The organism is Pantoea sp. Morm (assembly GCF_016643525.1).
In the GTDB taxonomy this organism is placed as follows: domain Bacteria; phylum Pseudomonadota; class Gammaproteobacteria; order Enterobacterales; family Enterobacteriaceae; genus Pantoea; species Pantoea dispersa.
The window spans coordinates 12,663-33,245 of the sequence record NZ_VOQX01000042.1; the positions used below are offsets into that span (position 1 = coordinate 12,663).

The 20,583-nt window shown below is 59.0% G+C and carries 22 protein-coding genes; 16 read left to right on the forward strand and 6 right to left on the reverse strand.

Going from position 1 to position 20,583, the window contains the following annotated elements:
* Nucleotides 1–11 precede the first annotated feature (11 nt).
* Complete coding sequence (locus FT726_RS15520; RefSeq protein ID WP_288423561.1) at nucleotides 12–1,181, reverse strand: ROK family transcriptional regulator; 1,170 nt, start codon at nucleotides 1,179–1,181, stop codon at nucleotides 12–14.
* Between the two features lie 264 nt (nucleotides 1,182–1,445).
* On the opposite strand from FT726_RS15520, the gene FT726_RS15525 reads away from it, so the two are divergent.
* From FT726_RS15525 to FT726_RS15545, 5 genes are read left to right on the forward strand one after another with little or no spacing between them, the layout of a single operon-like run.
* Nucleotides 1,446–2,684, forward strand: a complete 1,239-nt coding sequence (locus FT726_RS15525; RefSeq protein WP_125310206.1) for an extracellular solute-binding protein — start codon at nucleotides 1,446–1,448, stop codon at nucleotides 2,682–2,684.
* 9 nt (nucleotides 2,685–2,693) lie between these two features.
* Entirely contained in the window at nucleotides 2,694–3,605 is a 912-nt protein-coding gene (locus FT726_RS15530; protein ID WP_346303039.1) for a sugar ABC transporter permease, read from the forward strand.
* On the forward strand, nucleotides 3,595–4,434 hold the full coding sequence (locus FT726_RS15535; protein ID WP_021508900.1) for a carbohydrate ABC transporter permease: 840 nt from the start codon (nucleotides 3,595–3,597) through the stop codon (nucleotides 4,432–4,434). Before FT726_RS15530 ends, FT726_RS15535 begins: the two co-directional genes overlap by 11 nt.
* Nucleotides 4,434–5,384 (forward strand): carbohydrate kinase family protein, encoded by a 951-nt coding sequence (locus FT726_RS15540; protein WP_407075073.1) that lies wholly within the window; start codon nucleotides 4,434–4,436, stop codon nucleotides 5,382–5,384. The genes FT726_RS15535 and FT726_RS15540 overlap by 1 nt, the downstream gene beginning before the upstream one ends.
* Nucleotides 5,385–5,387: 3 nt before the next feature.
* Nucleotides 5,388–6,470, forward strand: coding sequence for a sn-glycerol-3-phosphate ABC transporter ATP-binding protein UgpC (locus tag FT726_RS15545; RefSeq protein ID WP_346303041.1), 1,083 nt, complete (start codon nucleotides 5,388–5,390; stop codon nucleotides 6,468–6,470).
* 119 nt (nucleotides 6,471–6,589) lie between these two features.
* Here the strand turns inward: FT726_RS15545 and FT726_RS15550 are convergent, their stop codons facing one another.
* Entirely contained in the window at nucleotides 6,590–7,999 is a 1,410-nt protein-coding gene (locus FT726_RS15550) for an MFS transporter (RefSeq protein ID WP_288423569.1), read from the reverse strand.
* A gap of 115 nt (nucleotides 8,000–8,114) precedes the next feature.
* Here FT726_RS15550 and FT726_RS15555 point away from each other — a divergent pair, with 115 nt between their 5' ends.
* The 5 genes from FT726_RS15555 (at nucleotide 8,115) to FT726_RS15575 (ending at nucleotide 10,302) form a co-directional block, all read left to right on the forward strand.
* Complete coding sequence (locus FT726_RS15555) at nucleotides 8,115–8,969, forward strand: helix-turn-helix transcriptional regulator (protein WP_282995597.1); 855 nt, start codon at nucleotides 8,115–8,117, stop codon at nucleotides 8,967–8,969.
* Nucleotides 8,970–9,068: 99 nt separating this feature from the next.
* A complete protein-coding gene (locus FT726_RS15560; RefSeq protein ID WP_058770344.1) occupies nucleotides 9,069–9,314 on the forward strand; it encodes an AbrB/MazE/SpoVT family DNA-binding domain-containing protein in 246 nt (81 codons plus the stop codon).
* Nucleotides 9,314–9,646, forward strand: a complete 333-nt coding sequence (gene mazF, locus FT726_RS15565) for an endoribonuclease MazF (RefSeq protein ID WP_346303042.1) — start codon at nucleotides 9,314–9,316, stop codon at nucleotides 9,644–9,646. Before FT726_RS15560 ends, mazF begins: the two co-directional genes overlap by 1 nt.
* Nucleotides 9,647–9,751: 105 nt before the next feature.
* On the forward strand, nucleotides 9,752–9,925 hold the full coding sequence (locus tag FT726_RS15570; protein ID WP_021508895.1) for a hypothetical protein: 174 nt from the start codon (nucleotides 9,752–9,754) through the stop codon (nucleotides 9,923–9,925).
* A 29-nt stretch (nucleotides 9,926–9,954) separates the two neighbouring features.
* On the forward strand, nucleotides 9,955–10,302 hold the full coding sequence (locus FT726_RS15575; RefSeq protein ID WP_288423574.1) for a hypothetical protein: 348 nt from the start codon (nucleotides 9,955–9,957) through the stop codon (nucleotides 10,300–10,302).
* Between the two features lie 39 nt (nucleotides 10,303–10,341).
* On the opposite strand, the gene FT726_RS15580 is transcribed toward FT726_RS15575, so the two are convergent.
* Nucleotides 10,342–11,535 (reverse strand): zinc-dependent alcohol dehydrogenase, encoded by a 1,194-nt coding sequence (locus FT726_RS15580; protein ID WP_021508893.1) that lies wholly within the window; start codon nucleotides 11,533–11,535, stop codon nucleotides 10,342–10,344.
* Nucleotides 11,536–11,798: 263 nt separating this feature from the next.
* Here FT726_RS15580 and FT726_RS15585 point away from each other — a divergent pair, with 263 nt between their 5' ends.
* Entirely contained in the window at nucleotides 11,799–12,506 is a 708-nt protein-coding gene (locus FT726_RS15585; RefSeq protein WP_021508892.1) for a phage antirepressor KilAC domain-containing protein, read from the forward strand.
* Nucleotides 12,507–12,540: 34 nt separating this feature from the next.
* Here the strand turns inward: FT726_RS15585 and FT726_RS15590 are convergent, their stop codons facing one another.
* Nucleotides 12,541–12,756, reverse strand: a complete 216-nt coding sequence (locus tag FT726_RS15590; protein WP_021508891.1) for a hypothetical protein — start codon at nucleotides 12,754–12,756, stop codon at nucleotides 12,541–12,543.
* Nucleotides 12,757–12,897: 141 nt separating this feature from the next.
* A complete protein-coding gene (locus tag FT726_RS15595; RefSeq protein ID WP_346303043.1) occupies nucleotides 12,898–14,169 on the reverse strand; it encodes an FAD-binding oxidoreductase in 1,272 nt (423 codons plus the stop codon).
* Between the two features lie 117 nt (nucleotides 14,170–14,286).
* Here FT726_RS15595 and FT726_RS15600 point away from each other — a divergent pair, with 117 nt between their 5' ends.
* From FT726_RS15600 to crtB, 5 genes are read left to right on the forward strand one after another with little or no spacing between them, the layout of a single operon-like run.
* Nucleotides 14,287–15,192: a polyprenyl synthetase family protein gene (locus tag FT726_RS15600; RefSeq protein WP_022547229.1), complete on the forward strand. Its 906-nt coding sequence runs from the start codon at nucleotides 14,287–14,289 to the stop codon at nucleotides 15,190–15,192.
* Between the two features lie 14 nt (nucleotides 15,193–15,206).
* Nucleotides 15,207–16,484, forward strand: coding sequence for a glycosyltransferase (locus FT726_RS15605; protein WP_282995598.1), 1,278 nt, complete (start codon nucleotides 15,207–15,209; stop codon nucleotides 16,482–16,484).
* The gene (gene crtY / locus FT726_RS15610) at nucleotides 16,484–17,650 is read left to right on the forward strand and encodes a lycopene beta-cyclase CrtY (RefSeq protein ID WP_346303044.1); all 1,167 of its coding nucleotides are present in this window, start codon (nucleotides 16,484–16,486) and stop codon (nucleotides 17,648–17,650) included. Before FT726_RS15605 ends, crtY begins: the two co-directional genes overlap by 1 nt.
* Nucleotides 17,650–19,131, forward strand: a complete 1,482-nt coding sequence (locus FT726_RS15615) for a phytoene desaturase (RefSeq protein WP_288423591.1) — start codon at nucleotides 17,650–17,652, stop codon at nucleotides 19,129–19,131. The genes crtY and FT726_RS15615 overlap by 1 nt, the downstream gene beginning before the upstream one ends.
* Entirely contained in the window at nucleotides 19,128–20,057 is a 930-nt protein-coding gene (crtB, locus tag FT726_RS15620) for a 15-cis-phytoene synthase CrtB (protein WP_104093426.1), read from the forward strand. The genes FT726_RS15615 and crtB overlap by 4 nt, the downstream gene beginning before the upstream one ends.
* Here crtB and FT726_RS15625 read toward each other — a convergent pair.
* Complete coding sequence (locus tag FT726_RS15625) at nucleotides 19,996–20,529, reverse strand: sterol desaturase family protein (protein WP_346303047.1); 534 nt, start codon at nucleotides 20,527–20,529, stop codon at nucleotides 19,996–19,998. The genes crtB and FT726_RS15625 overlap by 62 nt on opposite strands.
* Nucleotides 20,530–20,583 lie beyond the last annotated feature (54 nt).

The following is a 20,583-nucleotide window of genomic DNA, read 5'->3' on the forward strand; positions in this document are numbered from 1 at the left end:
GGCCGCGTTTTTCACTTCATCAGCACCTGGAACTGCGGATTAAACTCATCAAAAATTGGCAGAGCCGCTGCGCCCAGGGCGGCGGTGTCGCTGCCGGTCATGCCGGTCTTGAGTCGCGTGCCGGTCAGATAGCGGCCGCGCACCGATTGGTAGAGCGGCGGCAGGCGCTGGATAATTTTATCCAGCAACACCGCTGGCATCATGCCGCCGATAATCACGCTCTCGGCATCAAAGATACATTCCAGCATGTTAATACCCTGGCGCAGCGGCGTAAGTACGGTATCGATCCAGCGATCAAACAGTGCCGGATCAACCTGCAGTAAATCTTCCGGCAGCGCGCTCATTGGGTCCAGCCCGCAGAATTCGTAAGCGGCCTGCAGCGAAACATAACGCTCCAGGCAGCCGTGATTGCCGCAGTAACACTCACGTCCACCGGGTTCCACCACCACATGCCCCACTTCACCGGCGTTGTGCGCATGGCCGCTGTACACATGGCCATCCATGATGATGCCCGCGCCCAGGCCCGTACCAATATACAGATAAATAAAGGAATTAAGATGACGCGCCACGCCGTGAAAGCGTTCGCCAATCGCCGCGACGGTGGCATCATTCTCCAGCGTGACCGGCAGTCCGCTCATCTCAGCGAGACGCGCCGCGATATCGACATCCTCCCAGCCGTGCAGCGTGGTCGGCCCCATTGACGAGATACCCTCCACACCAAACGGCCCCGGCATCACTACGCCAATACCCAGCACTTTTTGCCAGCGCGGCCCGGTCTGCTGTTTGATCTCCGTCAGCACCCCGGCTATGCGCGCTAATGTGGCATCCGGCTGCGGTTTTTGCACCATAATAAGGCGGCGAAAATGGATTTCACCTGTCAGGTCCACCAGCACAATCAGTAGCGTCTGATGGTCGAGATGGATGCCGATGGAAAACGCACTGGCCGGATTCAGGGTGACCGGAATCGCCGGCTGACCGCGGCCCTGCTTACGCGGCTGACGGCTGGTGAGCAGTTCCGCCTGCTCCAGTTCAGCGACAATATTCGAGACGGTTTGCGGCGTTAACGCGGTCAGTCGCGCCAGCTCGGCACGGGTCAGCTCACCGTGCAGGCGTATCGCTTCGATAATCACCCGACGATTGTGCGCGCGCGCATGTTCCAGATTGGTTCCCGACGTTTTCATCCTGCTCGCTTCCCTCTTTTAACCACCGCAGCCGACCGCCGCCTCAATATCTATGATCGGCCACACATTTTACAACCTGTTTACCTGACAGCGGCAAAAATCTGTGCAAAGTAGTGTCGGATGGCAGCGTTGTTTTCTGCCCTGGCACGTCCCTTGCTTTAGCTCACTGCTGTCAGCCACTGCGCGCTGGCAATCTGTGCGCGATATTAAATCAATCAAATTGATTTAATTAAACACCCTCTACTGCATGAAGGCGAGAACGCAATGAAAAATCAGATGAAAGGTTGTTTTGCCGCCGTACTGTTCGCCTGCGCGGGCAGCGCGGCAGCGGCTACCACTACGCTTAACGCCCTGTTTATGACGCAGGCGGCCTACAGTGAAAACGATATCCGCGCCATGACCCAGGCGTTTCAGACAGCGCACCCGGACGTGCAGGTTAATCTGGAGTTTGTTCCTTACGAGGCGCTGCACGATAAGATCGTCGCGGCACGCGGCGCGGGCGGCAACGGTTACGATGTGGTGCTGTTTGATGCCATCTGGCCGGCGGAATTCAGCAAGTTCGACCTGTTGCAGGATGTCAGCAGCCGCATCAGCGCAGATGAAAAAGAGAAAATCTTCCCCGGCGCAATGAACACCGTGGTGTTCAAAGGCAAAACACTGGGCATGCCGTGGATCCTCGACACCAAATATCTCTACTACAACAAAGCGATGCTGGAAAAAGCCGGCATCAAAGATCTGCCGCAAACCTGGCAGCAGGTGATGGATGATGCGCGCATCATTAAGCAGAAAAATATCGTTAAATATCCGCTGGTATGGAGCTGGTCACAGGCGGAAGCGCTGGTGTGTGACTACACCACGCTGGTCTCCGGTTTCGGCGGCAAATTCTATAACAACGGTAAGCTCGATTTCTCTACGCCAGCCTCGCTGCAGGCGGTGAAGCTGATGAAAAGCTCGCTCGATGAGGGTCTGACCAACCCGGCTTCGCGCGAATATCTGGAAGAGGACGTGCGCAAAGCCTTTTCCAACGGCGATGCGGCTTTCGCTCTCAACTGGACCTACATGTACAACATGGCCAACGATGCCAAGCAGAGTAAAGTCGCCGGCCAGGTTGGCATCATGCCCGCACCCGGCGATGCGCCCAATCGTTTCGGCGCGGTCAACGGTTCGATGGGTCTGGGCATTGCCAAAGGCAGCAGCCATCCGGATCAGGCGTGGCAGTACATCAGTTACATGACTTCGCAGCCGGTACAGAATAAATACGCCACGCTCAGTCTGCCGATCTGGAAAAGCTCCTACCAGGATCCCGCGGTCAGTAAGAATCAGGAGAGCCTGATCGCTGCTGCCGACAAATCGCTGAATGTCATGCTGTCGCGTCCGGAAACCGCTGATTACTCACGTCTCTCCAACACCCTGCAGCAGCAGCTGCAACAGGTTCTGGTCGGCAGCGCGACACCGGAAGCAGCCATGCAGGCGGTAGACAAAAGTGCGGCGCGTCTGCGTTAAGGGGTCAGTATGCTGAGTTTGCGTCAACGCGAACAACGGCAAGCATGGGTGCTGCTGTCACCCATGCTACTGGTGATGCTGTTGCTCACCGCCTGGCCGCTGCTGCGCACTATCTGGCTGAGTTTTACCGATGCCGCGCTGATTGGCAGCGGCGGTGAAGCACCGCAATGGATTGGCCTGGAGAACTATCTCTACGCCATTACCGATGCGGATTTTCAAACCTCGCTGTGGCGCACGCTCTACTTCACCGTGGTGTCGGTAGCGATTGAAGGCGTCATCGGCGTGCTGGTTGCGCTGCTGCTCAACCAGAAATTCGCCGGACGTAACGTGCTGCGCGTGCTGGTGATTCTGCCGTGGGCGCTGCCAACCATTGTGAACGCCATGATGTGGCGCCTCAATTTCAATCCGGACTACGGCAGTATCAACGCCCTGCTGACGCAGCTCGGTATCATTGATGGCTACCGCAGCTGGCTGGGGTCGCCGGCTTCCGCGCTCAACGCAGTAATGTTTGCCGACATCTGGAAAAACTATCCGCTGGTGACGCTGCTGGTGCTGGCGGCGCTGCAGTCGGTGCCGGAGGATCTTTACGAAGCGGCACGGCTGGATGGCGCATCGGCATGGCGGCGTTTTCGTGCCATCACCTTTCCGGCGATTGTCGGATCGCTCAGCGTGGCGCTGGTGTTACGCACCATCGACGCCTTTAAGATCTTCGACATCATCTATGTAATGACGCGCGGCGGTCCGGTCGACAGCACCAAAACGCTGAGCTTTTACGTCTATCAGGAATCCTTCAGCTACCTGCGCGCCGGCAGTGGTGCGGCTTATGCCATGTTAATGACGCTGCTGTGCGCGGTGCTGATCACCCTTTACATGCTATTACTGTGGCGGCAGCGCCGTCGGGGAAGTGCCTATGAAGGTTAAACTGCGTACCTGCGCTAAATACGCGGCGGCGCTGCTGGTGGCGCTCTCTGTCGTGGCACCGATGGGCTGGTTGTTTCTGATGAGCGTCAGCGCCACCAGCGATCTGACACGCGTGCCGCTGGAGTGGCTGCCGCGCCAGTGGGATTTCAGCCGCTACGGCAGGCTGATCTCGCTGGAACCCGGCCAGCCCGGCGCGCTGTTTCTACATGCGCTGGGTAATAGCCTGCTGGTGGCAACCGGCGCAACACTGGTATGCCTGCTGCTGGCGATCCCGGCGGCGTTCAGCTTCTCGCGCTATCGCGGCCGTGACGGCTGGCTGTTCGCGTCTCTGGCCATCTATATGGTGCCGCCGGTGGCGTTTGTGCTGCCGCTCTACTTTCTGCTGCAGCAGTTCGATCTGCTCAACACCCGACCCGGTTTGATCATCGTGTACTGCTCGCTGATTCTGCCGTTTCTCACCTGGATGCTGAAAAACCAGTTTGATGCCCTGCCGCAGGATATCGAACAGGCCGCGCGTCTTGATGGTCTGCGCGTCTGGCAGGTGCTGCTGCGCATTACGCTGCCGCTGGCGAAACCGGTGCTGGGCGCGGCGGCGCTGTTTGGCTGGCTGCTGGCGTGGGATGAATTTTTCTACGCCCTGCTGTTCACCAGTAACATCGCCGCACAAACCCTGCCGGTCACCATTGCCGGCTTTACCGCAGGCCGCGCCACTGACGATGGGCTGATTGCCGCCGTCGGTATTCTGGCGTCGGTTCCTCCTCTCTTTATCGCTATCTGGCTGCAAAAAACGCTGGTCAGCGGCCTTGCCAGTGGCGGGAGCAAAGGATGATGAGCAATAAGGAAGCCCGCGCCACGCTCTACGTGGTGGGCAATATCAATGTCGATGTCATCATGGGTACGCTGGACAGCTGGCCGCAGCGCGGCACCGAAGTGATGCTGCAGCACAGTGAGCTGCGTCCGGGCGGTTCGGCGGGCAACTGCGCACTGGCGCTGGAAGCGATGCAGGTGCGCCATCGCGCCGTCGCTAATCAGGGCGATGATGGCCTCAGCGCATGGCTGGCGAGCCATTTTCCGCACAGCGCGGCGCACTGGACACGCTACCCCTGCGAAACCTCGCTCACCGTTGGCGTTACGCACTCCGATCACGAGCGATCGTTCCTCAGCAATCTCGGTCACATTGTGCGGCTCAGCGCGCAGGACGTGCTGAGCCAGCTCCCGGCGCAAGCCAGCAGCAGCGATATCGTGCTGTTGTGCGGCACGTTTCTCTGCCTGCAACTGTATGACGACTATCCGCAGTTGCTGGCCGAACTGCAGCAGCGCGGGTTTATCACCGCCGTCGATACCGGCTGGCCGCCGCAGGGCTGGAGCGATGAGGTACGCGCGCAGATCGCCCGCTGGCTGCCGCAGTGCGACTGGCTGCTGCTCAATGAAGTCGAAACGCTCGGACTGAGTGGCACAGATGATCTGCACACCGGCGCGCACCTGCTGGCGCAACGGCTCAGCGGGCGCGGCGGCTGCGTGGTGAAATGCGGTGCGCAGGGCGCGGGCTGCTGGCAGCGTCAGCGCAGCCTGCAACAGCCTGGTCGCGCGGTCGCGGTGGTCGACACCATCGGTGCCGGCGACAGCTTTAACGCTGGTTTTCTTACCGCGCTGCTGCATCAGCAGGAGCTTGCCACCGCGCTGCAATGGGGCATTGCGGTGGCCTCACTGGCAATCAGCACGCAGCCACGTCGCTATCCCGACTGGCAACAACTGCAACTATGCGCACAGGAGTTTTAAATTATGGCCGGTGTTGAACTCGTTAAAGTGGCCAAGCGCTACGGTAAACAGTCGGTGCTGCATCCGCTCGACCTGACCATTCCCGACGGCAGTTTTACCGTGCTGGTCGGCCCGTCCGGCTGCGGCAAGTCGACGCTGCTGCGCCTGCTCGCCGGACTGGAGAGCCTGTCCGACGGCGCGATTCTGATGGATAAGGTGCAGATTAACGATCGCGATCCCGCCGATCGCGACATTGCGATGGTGTTTCAGAGTTATGCGCTCTATCCGCACCTGACGGTGGCCGAAAACCTGTCGTTTCATATGCAGGTGAAAAAGGTACGCCGCGATGAGCAGCAGCAGAAAATCGCGCGTATCGCCGCGATTCTTGGCATTGATAAGCTGCTGCAGCGCTACCCGCGCGCGCTCTCGGGTGGGCAGCGTCAGCGCGTGGCGATGGGCCGCGCCATGGTGCGTAATCCGCAGGTGTTTCTGTTTGACGAACCGCTCTCTAACCTTGATGCCCAGCTGCGCATGGAGCTGCGCGCCGAGATCAAGTCGCTGCATCAGCGTTTCAAAACCACCATGGTGTATGTCACGCACGATCAGGTAGAAGCGATGACGCTGGCCGACCAGATTGTGGTGATGAAAGAGGGACGCATCGTGCAACAGGGCGCACCGCTGACGATCTACGATCGTCCGGCAGATACCTTTGTGGCGCGTTTTATTGGTTCGCCGCCCATGAACCTGTTACCGGCACAATTGCTGACGCATGACGGCGTGCCGGGCGTGCAGTGTCAGGACTGGTGGCAACCGCTGCCCGCGCAGTGGCAGGCGGTGGCGCGGGAACGTGAAGGCGCTGCCGTGACGCTGGGGGTGCGCCCGCACGATCTGTGCGAAGTGCAGGACGGCGCGCCTGCGAGGGTGAACGTGGTGGAGATTACCGGGGAATCAACTCTGCTGCACCTTGACTGGCACGGTCATGCGCTGCATATGCAGATGGCCGGCCGGCATGCAGCCGGCAGCGGCGCGACGCTGCGCATCGGTTTCAATCCGCAAAAAATTCATCTGTTCGATGCCGAAAGTGGTTTACGCCTGGCGGAAAAGTAAGCGCGAAGCGGTTTTCAGGTACCGGGGCGCATCAATGCGCACCCGGCCCAAAAACCTGTTATTACCTTGCAGGATCAGGGTTTACGGTGACCAGACGGGCTGACTTTTTCCCTCCGGCGTCAGCCTTCAGCCGTCACCGGCTGGAACGTCCGACGATTGACGCTGGTCAGCACCACCAGCAGTGCCATCATTAGCAATTCCACCGCCAGCGTACCGCTGATGGCTGCCAGATGATTACCATGCTGATTGATCTGGGTGAACACGCCGCCGAGCAGCATCGGTCCCAGTCCCAGCGCCGATTGCTGCACGGTAGACAGCACCGCACTGCCTGCGCCGGCCTGATGATGCGGCACCCCGCTCATGCCTATGCGGTAGAAGGTGCTGACAATAAACGACTGGCCAAAGCCAATCAGCGCGGTAGCCGGAATCAACGTAGCAACGCCCACCTGCGGCCACTTCAGTTGCAGCGTCGCGATCAGCGCCACCAGGCCGACCATCTGAATCGCACAGCCAGACAGTAACGTGGCACGTTTACCATAGCGCTCAACCATGCGGGTAGTACGCATTGAGCCGATAAAATAGGCCGCGCCCAGGGCAATAAACGCGTTGCCGGACTGGAAAGCGGTCATGCCGATGCCGGATTGCAGCGTCAGCGCCACCGCGAACATAAAGCCGCTCCAGCAGGAGAAAAACAGCACCGCCAGCGTCAGACCAAAACGCACGCTGGAGAGACGCAGCAGCGAGGGCGGCAGCAGCGGCGATCCGCCAGCGGCTTCCAGTCGCAGCGCGCTGTGGCGCAGTCGATGCAGAAACAACGGAAACAGCGCCAGCAGTAACAGGCACGGCCACGACCAGTGCAGCAGCGGCCCCAGTGCCAGGGCCAGCATCAGACAGCCGATCGCGCCAGCCAGCAGCAGCGTACCGCTCACATCCACCGGCACGCGCTTGAGGTTATGCGTTTCCGGCACGAAGCGGCGCGCGGTTAGCAGGACGAACAGGCAGATCGGCAGGTTGATGAGAAACACGCTGCGCCAGCCGTAGCCGCCAATATCGGCTTTGATCAAAAAACCGCCCAGCACCTGGCCAATAATAAAAGCCAGCCCGCCGATACCGCCGTACAGGCCAATCGCCCGCGCATGTGCCCTGCCCTGCAGCGTAACGTGCAGCGTGGCGAGAATCTGCGGCACCATAAAAGCGGCACCGACGCCCTGCAGCGCGCGCGCAAACATCAGCATGCCGACGCTGTTAGCGATGCCGCACAATAATGACGCAATGCCAAAGATCCACACGCCGGCAAGAAACACGCGACGGCGGCCAAAGTTATCGCCCAGGCGTCCGCCCATCGCCAGACAAATAGCAAAAGCGATACCGTACACCGCCACGATCAGCGCCAGCGCGATCGGCGAGGCACGCAGCGATTGCGCCATCGCATCCAGCGCGACGTTGACTATGGAAAAGTCGATCATCGGCAATAGCTGCCCGGCCAGCAGGACCACCAGTCCTGCACGTTGAAGTTGCGATGTCTGCATAGCGTTAACCTTGTTTTTAGTTTCACTACGGCATAGCATCACCTAACCATTAAACGGGTACCAGTTCTTGATTATCATGGTATAAATTCTACCCGTCTCGTCTGGAGAGCTGCTGATGAGCACCGCGCAAACCCTTACCCCCGCTGAGCTGAACAACCGTAAATTACTCGGTACCTTTTTACGTACGCGCCGTGAGAGCCTGGATCCTAACCGCCTCGGTTTACCGCGCATGCGTCAGCGCCGCACGCCGGGTTTACGCCGTGAAGAGGTAGCGCAGCTGGCGGATGTCGGCGTCACCTGGTACACCTGGCTGGAACAGGGGCGCGATATCAAAGCCTCCACCAAAACGCTGACGGCCATCGCCAGCGCCCTGCAATGCAATGATGTTGAGACGCAGCATCTTTTCTCGCTGGCCGGACACACCCTGCCATCGACGCGCGTCGCCGCTGCCTGCTGCAAACTCGCCGGACATAATCAGCAAATGCTGGATGCCATTCAGCTGCCGGCGATCATCGAAACGCCGCGCTTCGATATCCTCGGCTATAACCAGGCGTGGTGTGCACTGATGGGCGTCGATTTAGCCCAGATCGCGCCGGAAGATCGCAACTGTATCTGGCTGGCGTTCAACCATGCCGGCTGGCGCAACGTGATGACCGACTGGGACGAAGTAATGCCACAGATGGTGGCGATGTTTCGCGGTCAGATGGGCGAGCATCTGGGCGATCCGCACTGGGAGAGCTTCCTGGCGCGATTGCTGAACAGTTCCGATGAGTTCGCGCGCACCTGGCAGCGCTACGAACTGGGCAAGGTAGAAAACCGCGTGAAACGCTTTTACCGTGCCGAAGTGGGCGAAATGACGCTGCGCCAGAACAACTGGTGGTCGGCGTCACGCAACGGCGACCGCCTGCTGGTGTATGTGCCGGATGATGCCGCCAGCGCAGCGGCGCTGCAACAGTTAACGGCGCGCTGAATCCTGCCGCTTTCTTAACATGTCAGGCTGAAGGTGTTTATACGTTGTATCAACATCATCACGGCTATACAATGTATACACATTCTTCGGAGGCCTGTTATGACGACCGTCACCTTAAAGAAATGGGGCAATAGTCCCTCGATTCGCATTCCGTCCAGCGTGATGCAATCCGCGTCGCTTAGCGTGGACGATAAACTGGAACTCAGCGTTGAAGATGGCAAGCTGATCCTTGTGCCGCTCAGGGAAAAGGTGTATTCACTGGACGCTCTGCTGGACGAGATCACCGACGATAACGTCCATGATAAAATTGATTTTGGACCTTCAGTGGGCAAGGAAAGAATCTGATGGTGTCACGTTTTGTTCCCGATGCAGGCGATCTCATCTGGCTGGATTTTGATCCCACCTTTGGCCATGAACAGGGCGGCCATCGTCCTGCGGTTGTGCTGAGTCCCTTTGCCTATAACAACAAGGTCGGCATGTTGTTGTGCGTCCCGTGTACCACCCAGGTCAAAGGCTATCCTTTTGAAGTTTCCCTTACCGGTAGCCGTGATAGTGTGGCGCTGGCCGATCAGGTCACCTCCATCGACTGGCGCGCCAGAAAAGTGGTGAAAAAAAGCCATGTGACCGCCGAGGAACTGAGTGAGATTCGCGCTAAAGCTAAAGCGCTGATTGGCTGACGTCCGTTATCTTTGCCATCGCCACCGATAAGAATGTCCTGCGCTATCCCCAACCTTATTTATCCTGACTATGCTTATCAGACGATAATAAATTCAGGAGAGCGCATGAAACTACTTTATTTCGTTTCGCTTATTGCTGCAGCCGGTTATTTACTGGCTTTCTTACCTAAACTGCGCACCCGTCGCGAGCCTGTGGCTTATTGGGGGTGCTGGGCTTATTTAGGTCTGAACGCGGTATATTGGGCAGTATTTGCGTTTCGCTATTATTTTCTGCGCTAACCGTGGTAACGTCATGAAGGAGTTATGTTATGTCAGAAAACAATCGCGATCGGATGCCCTATTTACTCTATTATTCCCGTCAGCGTTTACTGGTGGAAAATATCGATGGCCACATCGTTGATATTGGCGGTGCGGAAAGAGTGGGCGATCGTTATCGCTGGCAGCTTGATGGTAAAGATGCCGGGGGAGAAACGGAGCAGGAAGTGGACGAATTACTGGCCGAGGTGGAAAAACACCTGAGCTTTTTGTTCGTCGATGGCCAGTTTACCAGCCTGCCCGATGTCAGCGCTGATTATGGCGATCGACTGGATAACGCGCCCTCACGGCAAATTGCACTACCCGAGCTCAACGACCGCGATGAAGATATCGTGCGTTAAGCCACGGAAGCAGGCTGCCGTCAGGCAGCCTGTCAGCACTCAGGCCGCCGGCGTGGTACTGGCCATACCGGGCACCAGAATCACTTTGCGGCAATCCTCTTTGCGTTTTTCAAAGATTTCATAGCCGCGCGCGGCCTCTTCCAGCGGCATATGGTGTGTCACAATCTCTTCCGGCGTCAGCAGCCCTTGCTCAATCAGCGACAGCAGGCGCGGTAAATAGGCCTGCACATGCGTCTGGCCCATTTTAAACGTCAGTCCTTTATCGAATGCATCGCCAAACAGGAAGCCGTGGATAAAGCCGGCATACACGCCCGGCACGCTGACCACACCGCCACGGCGTACCGCCGCAATACACTGCCGCAGCGCCTTCCCGCTGCTGCCCTCCAGCTTCAGATTACTCATCACCGTTTCCGTCAGGCTGCCCTTGGCTTCAAAACCTACCGCATCGATTACCGCATCAACGCCCCGGTGGCCTTGGGTATGATCAATGATCCAGCCAGCAGGATCGTCGATTTCATCAAAATTGATCGGCGTAACCCCATAGCGCTGGCGGGCAAATTCCAGTCGATAAGCGTTGTGGTCAATCATAAAGATCTCTTCCGCGCCTGCCAGGCGCGCGCAGGCGGCGCTCAGTAACCCGACCGGGCCAGCGCCAAAAATGGCGACGCTGGAGCCTTTATCAAGTCCGGCATTTTGCACTGCCTGCCAGGCGGTGGGCAGGATATCGGAGAGAAACAGCACTTTCTCATCCGGTAGCGCCAGCGGCACTTTAAACGGCCCGACATTGGCTTTTGGCACCCGTACATATTCCGCCTGGCCGCCCGGCACGCCACCGTACAGTTTGCTATAGCCAAATAACGCTGCAGGCGGGGTAATATTTTTCTTGTTTAAAATAGCACCGCGCCCGCTATTGGTATTTTCACAGGCCGCATACTGATGCAGATGACAAAAGAAACAGTCGCCACAGGCAATAACAAAGGGCACCACAACGCGATCGCCAATTTTCACATTGGTAACCTCACTCCCCGCTTCGACCACTTCACCCATAAATTCGTGACCAAATATATCACCGTGATCGGTACCGGGAATTTTTCCGCGATAAAGATGTAAGTCGGAGCCGCAAATTGCCGTCGCGGTGACGCGTAAAATAATGTCGTCCGGCTGCTCTAAAATCGGGTCAGGAACAGTTTCAACGCGCACCCGATGTGGGCCATGATAAGTTAACGCTTTCATAATCAGCTCCTCATAAATAAGCGTAACGAAAGGCTGTCTTTATTTAACCTGAATCGCTTAAGCCTGGTAGTAATAGTCGAATAGGCAAGCGTATCGGTATCGGGTGCAGAGCGGGGTCCGGCGCAGTTGCGCTTTGTGCGATATCTCGCAGAGAGGCATTTCTTAAAGTAACGGCTAAAAATAATACTGGATATGCAAACAGTATATTGTATACTTATCCAGCAGTCTGATGGACTGTTCCACGTTTGTAAGAGGTGATACTGATGATGATCTCAACGGAAAGTCTTGCTGCTCTCAACGCAACTCTGCTGATGAGCAGCCGTGAAATTGCCAGAATAACCGGCATCACGCATGGCGAAGTGAAGCGCCTGATTAAAAGCCTGGAAACCGCGCAGCGCCTTTCCCAGCCTGTCACGGTGAATCATTACGAGCATGAAGGTGAGACACGTCAGGAGTTTCAGCTGAATAAACGTGACTCGCTGCTGGCGGTTGCTCGTCTTTCCCCTGGCTTTACCGCCGAACTGCTGGACCGCTGGCAGGAGCGGGAAAAATTCACCCATCTGCCCGACTTCACCAATCCGGCGGAAGCGGCACGTGCCTGGGCAGAACAGTTTGAGCAACGCCGTGCGGCGGAACAGCAACTGGCGCTGACGGCCCCAAAGGCAGAATTCTTTGATCGATTTGTGGATGTGCATGAGTCGCTGGGTTTCCGCCAGCTGTGCAAAATGCTCAAGGTGAAAGAGCCGGAGTTTCGGCAGTTTCTGCTTGAGCGCAACATTATGTACCGTGACAAAGGTGCGCTGACGCCACAGCAGCACCATCTGCAAGCTGGCTATTTTGCGCTGCGCAGCGGAATGGGTGAAAACCAGCATGCTTTTTCGCAGGCACGGTTTACCGCGAAAGGTGTGAAGTGGGTTGCCAGCCTGTGGGCCGGTCATGTCGCTGCACGGCCAAATGGTGTCGCTGCCTGATATTCAGCCGGTCAGGACGACCGGCTGGATTCGCTTAGCGCTGATGGCGGCGGCGCTGGAGCCGATGGCGAAACTGCCTGACCTCTTCGCGTGACCAGCAGCGAGAGGAGAGCGGCAGGCTGTCATCAACCGCCGCCGGCAGCGGCAATTTTTCCAGCGTGCCACGATTACACATAGCACGCGCCAGCGTGGTACAGGGGATATCAAGGTAATGCGCCATCTGCGGCAGCGTCATCAGGGTGGTACGCATACTCACCTCCATTTGGCTTATGTTTCGCCTTCCATGGTTGAGCAGCCCGGCTGATGTTTTTTTGATCGCGATCAGCCTACGCCTTAATTCAGGTTAAAAATTAATCAACCCGCTACCCTGTGGTCTGCACCATCGCTTCGCTCACTGTGCCGCCGGAAAGTTTCGCCGAATCGGTGCAAATGCGCTGGCGGTTTTGCCGATCAGCCGTTGTGGCCGGAACTCTTTCAGCAGGTCGCTGGGACTGTCGCCGCTCAGTTCTTGCGCCACCAGCCGGCCAATCAACGGTGACAGCGTGATGCCACTGTGCGTCACCGCGACATACACGCGCTGATGCGGGGTGACAAAGCCCAGTGCCGGCAAGCCATCAGCCGGACGCGCCCGCTGCCCGACGACAATCAGCTCGATCTGCAACGCACCAGCCGTGGCAAACAGCGCACGGTAGCGCTCACGAAACTGATCGGCAATGGCACCATGAGTCGACGGCGGCGCGCCCGGATCGGCCAGATGATCGAGATCCAGCGCCTGTAACAGTAACCGCCCGCCGCCGTCCGGCCGCACGTTCAGCTGCGGAGAAATCAGGTTGGTGCCAAGCGATAACGGCTGCGGTGCGGTGCGCGCCAGAAAGCTGCAGGCCACTGCATCAGGCTTGCTGGTGTCAATCAGCGCCAGTTCCAGACCAAGCGTATGCAGCAGCTGATTGGCCCAGCGTCCGGTCGCCAGCACCAGACGATCACCCTGCCACTGCTCACCCTGCTCCAGCTGCACCGTCACGCCTTCCGCATTTTCACTGATGTGCTGAATCGCCTGATGCTGATGCAGTACCGCGCCGTGCGCCTGCGCCTCTGACCACAGCCGTGCCAGATACAGCGCCGGATAGAGCACCGATTCCGTTGGAAAATGCCAGATGCTGCCGTGCACCGCAGACGCGCGCAGTTCAGGAATTTCCTGCTGCAGCTCGGCCAGCGTCCTTTGCCGTGCCGCATAGCCAGCGGCCTGTAATGAGGTGGCACGCTGCTGCAGTTGCTGTTCGGCTTCACCCGCGCCGGCCCACTCCCAGGTGCCACAAGGTTCCAGCCAGCGCACGCCATTGGTCTGCGTCAGCTGCAGCCGGATATGCTCCTCCATCGCCAGCGCATTGAGGCGGTGATAGCTGGCAGGCTGTTTGCCGTTCGAGTTCACCCAGGCAAATGTGGTGCTGCTGGTGCCCGCGCCCATGTGTTGCCGGTCAAAGAGGGTCACCTGCGCGCCCTGCCTTGCCAGCGCCCACGCCACGGCAAGACCGATCACACCCGCACCGATTACCGCCACTTTTTGCGTCGTCATAGCTGTCTCCTCTGATTGCCCGTCATCATAGCAGTCACCGCAGCGAAAACTGGCCTGAGGGTCATAGGAATTACTTCTCAGATTATTCAATAAATAAAAAAAGCGTGACGGTGCGTTAAAGTCGCTTCGCTCGCTGGCGCACTCCCCTTACCGGGTCTACGGTTAATTGAAAAAGCACAAGAATTTAACTAACCATGGAAAGCCGCTATGACCGCCCATGTCGATACCACAGCAAGCCAGGAAAGCGATCTCCTTCAGTTGCATCACGCATTGCAGGCCCATCTTGAACATTTATTGCCTGCCGGGCAGCAGGCCGATCGCGTTCGGGCCGCCATGCGTGCCGGCACGCTGGCACCGGGCAAACGTATTCGTCCGCTCTTGCTGCTGCTGGCAGCACGCGATATGGGCTGTGACGTGGCGCAGCAGGGCATCCTTGATCTTGCCTGTGCGGTCGAAATGGTGCATGCCGCCTCACTGATCCTTGACGATATTCCGTCAATGGATAACGCCCGGATGCGACGTGGACGCCCGGCAATCCACTGTGAATATGGGGAAAACGTGGCGATCCTGGCGGCAGTCGCGCTACTCAGCCGCGCCTTTGAGGTGATTGCACTCGCGCCGGGTCTGCCGGCAACGCACAAAGCCGAAGCCATTGCCGAGCTCTCCTCTGCCGTGGGCCTGCAGGGACTGGTTCAGGGTCAGTTCCAGGATCTGCATGACGGCGCACACAGCCGCAGTCCGGAAGCCATCACCCTGACCAACGAACTGAAAACCAGCGTCCTGTTTCGCGCCACGCTGCAGATGGCGGCGATTGCGGCCGATGCGTCAGTGCAGGTGCGTCAGCGTTTAAGCTATTTTGCGCAGGATTTAGGTCAGGCATTCCAGTTACTGGACGACCTGGCAGATGGCTCTAAACACACCGGCAAGGACTGTCATCAGGATCAGGGCAAATCCACTCTGGTGCAGATGCTGGGTCCGGAAGGGGCTGAACGTCGTCTGCGCGACCATTTAAGCAGCGCCGATGCACACCTTGCCTGCGCCTGCCATCGCGGTGTCGCCACCCGTCAATATATGCACGCCCTGTTTAATCAACAGCTGGCGATGTTTAACTGAAGCCGGTCATACCTATGGGGCATTTTGCCGTTATTGCGCCACCGCTCTACAGCCACTTTCACGCATTGCAGGCGCTGGCGCAAACGCTGCTGGCGCGCGGACACCGCATCACCTTTATTCAGCAAAGCGATGCACGCACCTTGCTGAGCGACGAGCGTATTGCCTTTGTGGCCGTCGGCGAGCGCACGCATCCTGCCGGATCGCTCTCCAGCGAACTCAGGCGGCTGGCCGCACCGGGCGGGCTGTCGCTGTTTCGCGTGATTCACGATCTGGCCAGCACCACCGATATGCTGTGCCGTGAACTGCCCGCGGTGCTGAAACGGCTGCAGGTCGATGGTGTGATTGCCGACCAAATGGAAGCGGCTGGCGGTCTGGTGGCAGAGGCGTTACGGCTGCCGTTCGTGTCGGTGGCCTGCGCGCTGCCGGTCAATCGTGAAGCGGCCATTCCGCTGGCGGTGATGCCCTTTCGCTTTGCTCAGGATGAGAAAGCGCTGCAGCGCTATCAGGCCAGCAGCGACATCTACGACCGCATCATGCGTCGTCATGGCGCTGTAATTGCTCGTCATGCGCGCATCTTCGGCCTGCCCGAACGCCATGGCTTACATCAGTGTCTGTCGCCGCTGGCGCAAATCAGTCAGCTGGTGCCCGCTTTTGATTTTCCACGTCAGCAACTGCCAGCCTGCTATCACAGCGTGGGCCCGCTACGGACCCAGGTCGCTAGCGGCGCGCTCGCCGCTCCCTGGCCAGCGCTGCGCCAGCCGGTGGTGTATGCCTCGCTGGGCACGCTACAGGGGCATCGTTTTCGCCTGTTTCTGCATCTGGCTCAGGCCTGCCGCAATCAGCAGCTGTCGCTGGTGGTGGCACACTGTGGCGGGTTGACCGCCAGCCAGGCACATCAGCTGAGACTGGCCGGGGCTGCGTGGGTAACCGATTTTGTGGATCAGCGGGCGGCGCTGCAGCATGCGCAACTGTTTATCACTCACGCCGGTCTGAACAGTGCGCTGGAAGCACTGGAGTGTGGCACGCCGATGCTGGCGCTGCCGATCGCCTTCGATCAGCCCGGCGTGGCGGCACGTATTGAGTGGCACGGCGTCGGCCGGCGCGCCTCACGTTTCAGCCGCGTCGCGCAGCTGGAGCACCACCTGCAACAGTTGCTGAGTGACGATCGCTATCGTCTGCGCATGTCAGCCATTCAGGCGCAGCTGCAGCGGGCCGGTGGCTGTACGCGCGCGGCGGATATTGTCGAGCAGGCGCTGTGTCAGCAGCAAATCGTGCTGGCGGAGGCCACCTGATGCGCGCACCTTATGATGTCATTCTGGTCGGTGCCGGCCTGGCTAACGGGCTGATTGCGCTGCGTTTACGCCAGCTGCAGCCCGCACTTAAGGTTTTGCTGCTGGAGAGTGAGGCGAAGCCGGCCGGCAATCATACCTGGTCGTTCCATCGCGAAGACGTCAGCGAAGCGCAGTTCCGCTGGCTCGAACCGCTGCTTTCGGCGCGCTGGCCCGGTTATCAGGTACGCTTCCCCACCCTGCGTCGCCAGATGGATGGTGAATATTGCTCCATTGCCTCGGAGGATTTTGCCCGGCACTTGCAGCAGGTGCTCGGTGCCGCGCTACGCACCGCAGCGCCGGTCAGCGAGGTCTCGCCCACCGGGGTCAGACTGGCGGATGGCAGGATGTTACAGGCGCAGGCGGTGATTGACGGACGCGGGCTGCAGCCGACACCGCATCTGCAGCTCGGCTATCAGGCATTTGTCGGTCAGGAGTGGCAGCTGGCCGCGCCGCATGGCCTGCAGCAGCCAATATTGATGGACGCCAGCGTCGATCAGCAGCAGGGTTATCGCTTTGTTTACACCCTGCCGCTCAGTGCCAGCCGTCTACTGATTGAAGATACCCACTACATCAACCATGCCACGCTGGATGCCGCACAGGCACGCCGGCACATTACGGATTATGCCCACCATCGCGGCTGGAATCTGCGCCAGCTGCTGCGCGAGGAGCACGGTTCGCTGCCGATCACGCTCAGCGGCGATATCGATCAGTTCTGGCAACAGCAGCACGGACAACCGTGCAGCGGGCTGCGTGCCGGACTGTTTCACGCCACCACCGGTTACTCGCTGCCTGCGGCAGTGGCGCTGGCGGAGAAAATTGCCAGCACGCTGCCCGCCGATGCACACACGCTGAGCCACTGCATCGAATCCTTTGCCCGTCAGCACTGGCGCGAGCAGCGCTTTTTCCGTCTGTTAAATCGCATGCTGTTTCTTGCCGGACGGCCTGAACAGCGCTGGCGCGTAATGCAGCGTTTTTACCGGCTTGACGCCGGATTGATTAGCCGCTTTTACGCCGGGCAACTGCGCCTCAGCGATAAAGCACGCATTCTGTGCGGCAAACCGCCGGTCCCTCTCGGCGAAGCGCTGCGCGCATTGATGATGACCTCTCCGTTACCAGGGAAGAAATAATGAAACGCACCTATGTGATTGGCGCAGGCTTCGGTGGCCTGGCGCTGGCGATTCGTCTGCAAGCGGCCGGCGTGCCGGTCACGCTGCTGGAACAGCGCGATAAGCCTGGCGGGCGCGCCTATGTGTATCAGGATCAGGGTTTTACCTTTGATGCCGGTCCGACGGTGATTACCGATCCCAGCGCTATCGAGGCGCTGTTTACGCTGGCAGGCAAGCAACTCAGTGATTATGTCGACCTGATGCCGGTGACGCCGTTTTATCGCCTGTGCTGGGAAGACGGCAGGCAGCTGGACTACGACAACAATCAGGCGCAGCTGGAGCAGCAGATTGCTACTTTTAACCCGCAGGATGTCGCCGGTTACCGCCAGTTTCTGGCCTATTCACAGGATGTGTTTCGTGAGGGCTATCTGAAACTGGGCACCGTGCCTTTTCTGCATTTCCGCGACATGCTGCGTGCCGGGCCAAAGCTGGGTCGGCTGCAGGCCTGGCGCAGTGTCTACAGCATGGTAGCGAAATTTATTCAGGACGATCATCTGCGCCAGGCTTTTTCCTTTCACTCGTTGCTGGTCGGCGGTAATCCTTTTGCAACGTCTTCGATCTATACCTTAATTCACGCACTGGAGCGCGAATGGGGCGTGTGGTTTCCGCGCGGCGGTACCGGTGCGCTGGTTGATGGCATGGCGCGACTGTTTCGCGATTTGGGCGGTGAATTGCTGCTCAACGCCGAAGTCAGCCAGCTGGAGACCGAGGGTAACCGCATCAGCGGTGTCCAGCTGAAGGATGGGCGCCGTTTTGCCGCCGCCGCCGTTGCGTCAAATGCTGACGTGGTGCATACCTACGATCGCCTGTTGAGCCAGCACCCTGCGGCGCGTAAACGCGCGGCGACGCTGAAGCGCAAGCGGATGAGCAACTCGCTGTTTGTTCTCTATTTTGGTCTTAATCATGCCCACCCGCAGCTGGCGCACCACACCGTGTGCTTTGGTCCGCGCTATCGTGAATTGATCGATGAGATCTTCAATAGCAGCCAGCTGGCGGAAGATTTCTCGCTGTATCTGCACGCGCCCTGCTCCAGCGATCCGTCGCTGGCACCGGCAGGCTGCGGCAGTTTTTACGTGCTGGCGCCGGTGCCGCATCTCGGTACCGCCGCAATTGACTGGCAACAGGAAGGACCGCGCTTGCGCGATCGCATTTTTGCTTATCTGGAGGAGCACTATATGCCGGGTCTGCGACAGCAGTTAGTGACACACCGTATGTTTACGCCGTTTGATTTTCGCGACACGCTGCACGCGCATCAGGGCTCAGCGTTTTCGCTCGAACCCATTTTGACGCAAAGTGCCTGGTTCCGGCCGCATAACCGCGATGCCGACATCACTAACCTTTATCTGGTGGGGGCTGGCACGCATCCCGGTGCCGGTGTGCCAGGCGTGATCGGCTCCGCGAAAGCGACCGCCCAGCTGATGGTGGAGGATCTGACCGGATGAACCAACCGCCGCTGATTGAGCAGGTCACCCAAACCATGGCGCAGGGCTCCAAAAGTTTCGCCAGCGCTACCCGGCTGTTTGATCCTCCAACGCGCCGCAGTACGCTGATGCTGTACGCATGGTGTCGTCACTGTGACGATGTGATAGATGGTCAGACGCTGGGCGAAGGCGGCACGCAGCACGCGGTGGCGGATGCCCAGGCGCGGATGCGCCACCTGCAAATCGAAACCCGCCGCGCCTACAGCGGTGCCCACATGGATGAACCGGCGTTTCGTGCCTTTCAGGAAGTGGCGCTGACGCATCAGCTTCCCCAGCAGCTGGCGTTTGATCATCTGGAAGGGTTTGCGATGGATGCGCGTGAAGAACGTTACGCGTGTTTCGGGGACACGCTGCGTTACTGCTATCACGTGGCCGGCGTGGTGGGGTTAATGATGGCGCGCGTGATGGGCGTACGTGATGAGCGCGTACTCGATCACGCCTGTGATTTGGGTCTGGCGTTTCAGCTGACCAATATCGCACGGGATATCGTTGAGGACGCGGAGAATGGCCGTTGCTATCTGCCGCAGAGCTGGCTGGATGAGGCCGGACTGAGCGCCGCCCAGCTTGCCGATCCGCAACACCGCGCAGCGCTGGCCCCGCTGGCAGCGCGTCTGGTGCACGAGGCTGAACCTTACTATCAGTCAGCGCGCAGCGGGCTGCCCGGATTGCCGCTCCGTTCGGCATGGGCGATCGCCACCGCGCGCGGCGTTTATCGGGAAATTGGCGTGAAGGTGCAGCATGCCGGTGCCCGGGCGTGGGATGCGCGCCAGCGCACCAGTAAAGGCGAAAAGCTGGCGCTGCTGGTGAAAGGTGCCGGCGTCGCGCTTACTTCGCGCCTTGCTCATCCCCAGGCGCGTCCTGCCGGTCTGTGGCAGCGTCCGCGTTGACACGACGCCCATGGCGCTGGCGCAGCGTCGCCTGCAGCTTGTGCAGCGGCGGGGCGTAAAGAAAGCCAAAGGAAACGCAGCCCTCCCGTCCCCGCACCGCATGATGCATGCGGTGCGCCATATACAACCGCTTCAGATAGCCTTTGCGCGGAATGTAGCGGAACGGCCAGCGTTGATGGACCAGGCCGTCATGCACCATAAAATAGAGCGCGCCATAGGTTGTCATGCCAGCGCCAATCCATTGCAGCGGCCAGACACCGTTGACACCCAGCCAAATCAGGGCAATCGACAGCAGCGCAAACACCACGGCATACAGGTCGTTGAGCTCAAATTTGCTCTCATGCGGTTCATGATGCGACAAATGCCAGCCCCATCCCCAGCCATGCATAATGTATTTATGCGACAGCGCCGCGACGATCTCCATCAGTATCACGGTAGCCAGCAGGATAAGCGCATTCCATAACCAGAACATCATTGGTCCATTTGCGAAGAGTGAGAGTATAAAGGTGGACGTGGATAGCGAAAG

Bases quoted from the DNA above. Each gene is read 5' to 3' on its own strand.
- FT726_RS15535 (WP_021508900.1), top strand. From the start codon at position 3,595: ATGAAGGTTAAACTGCGTACCTGCGCTAAATACGCGGCGGCGCTGCTG.
- FT726_RS15555 (WP_282995597.1), top strand. From the start codon at position 8,115: ATGAGCACCGCGCAAACCCTTACCCCCGCTGAGCTGAACAACCGTAAA.
- FT726_RS15545 (WP_346303041.1), top strand. From the start codon at position 5,388: ATGGCCGGTGTTGAACTCGTTAAAGTGGCCAAGCGCTACGGTAAACAG.
- FT726_RS15605 (WP_282995598.1), top strand. From the start codon at position 15,207: ATGGGGCATTTTGCCGTTATTGCGCCACCGCTCTACAGCCACTTTCAC.
- FT726_RS15520 (WP_288423561.1), bottom strand. From the start codon at position 1,181: ATGAAAACGTCGGGAACCAATCTGGAACATGCGCGCGCGCACAATCGT.
- FT726_RS15575 (WP_288423574.1), top strand. From the start codon at position 9,955: ATGTCAGAAAACAATCGCGATCGGATGCCCTATTTACTCTATTATTCC.
- FT726_RS15615 (WP_288423591.1), top strand. From the start codon at position 17,650: ATGAAACGCACCTATGTGATTGGCGCAGGCTTCGGTGGCCTGGCGCTG.
- crtB (WP_104093426.1), top strand. From the start codon at position 19,128: ATGAACCAACCGCCGCTGATTGAGCAGGTCACCCAAACCATGGCGCAG.
- FT726_RS15560 (WP_058770344.1), top strand. From the start codon at position 9,069: ATGACGACCGTCACCTTAAAGAAATGGGGCAATAGTCCCTCGATTCGC.
- FT726_RS15540 (WP_407075073.1), top strand. From the start codon at position 4,434: ATGAGCAATAAGGAAGCCCGCGCCACGCTCTACGTGGTGGGCAATATC.
- FT726_RS15585 (WP_021508892.1), top strand. From the start codon at position 11,799: ATGATGATCTCAACGGAAAGTCTTGCTGCTCTCAACGCAACTCTGCTG.
- FT726_RS15550 (WP_288423569.1), bottom strand. From the start codon at position 7,999: ATGCAGACATCGCAACTTCAACGTGCAGGACTGGTGGTCCTGCTGGCC.
- crtY (WP_346303044.1), top strand. From the start codon at position 16,484: ATGCGCGCACCTTATGATGTCATTCTGGTCGGTGCCGGCCTGGCTAAC.
- FT726_RS15590 (WP_021508891.1), bottom strand. From the start codon at position 12,756: ATGCGTACCACCCTGATGACGCTGCCGCAGATGGCGCATTACCTTGAT.
- mazF (WP_346303042.1), top strand. From the start codon at position 9,314: ATGGTGTCACGTTTTGTTCCCGATGCAGGCGATCTCATCTGGCTGGAT.
- FT726_RS15580 (WP_021508893.1), bottom strand. From the start codon at position 11,535: ATGAAAGCGTTAACTTATCATGGCCCACATCGGGTGCGCGTTGAAACT.
- FT726_RS15600 (WP_022547229.1), top strand. From the start codon at position 14,287: ATGACCGCCCATGTCGATACCACAGCAAGCCAGGAAAGCGATCTCCTT.
- FT726_RS15570 (WP_021508895.1), top strand. From the start codon at position 9,752: ATGAAACTACTTTATTTCGTTTCGCTTATTGCTGCAGCCGGTTATTTA.
- FT726_RS15525 (WP_125310206.1), top strand. From the start codon at position 1,446: ATGAAAAATCAGATGAAAGGTTGTTTTGCCGCCGTACTGTTCGCCTGC.
- FT726_RS15625 (WP_346303047.1), bottom strand. From the start codon at position 20,529: ATGTTCTGGTTATGGAATGCGCTTATCCTGCTGGCTACCGTGATACTG.
- FT726_RS15530 (WP_346303039.1), top strand. From the start codon at position 2,694: ATGCTGAGTTTGCGTCAACGCGAACAACGGCAAGCATGGGTGCTGCTG.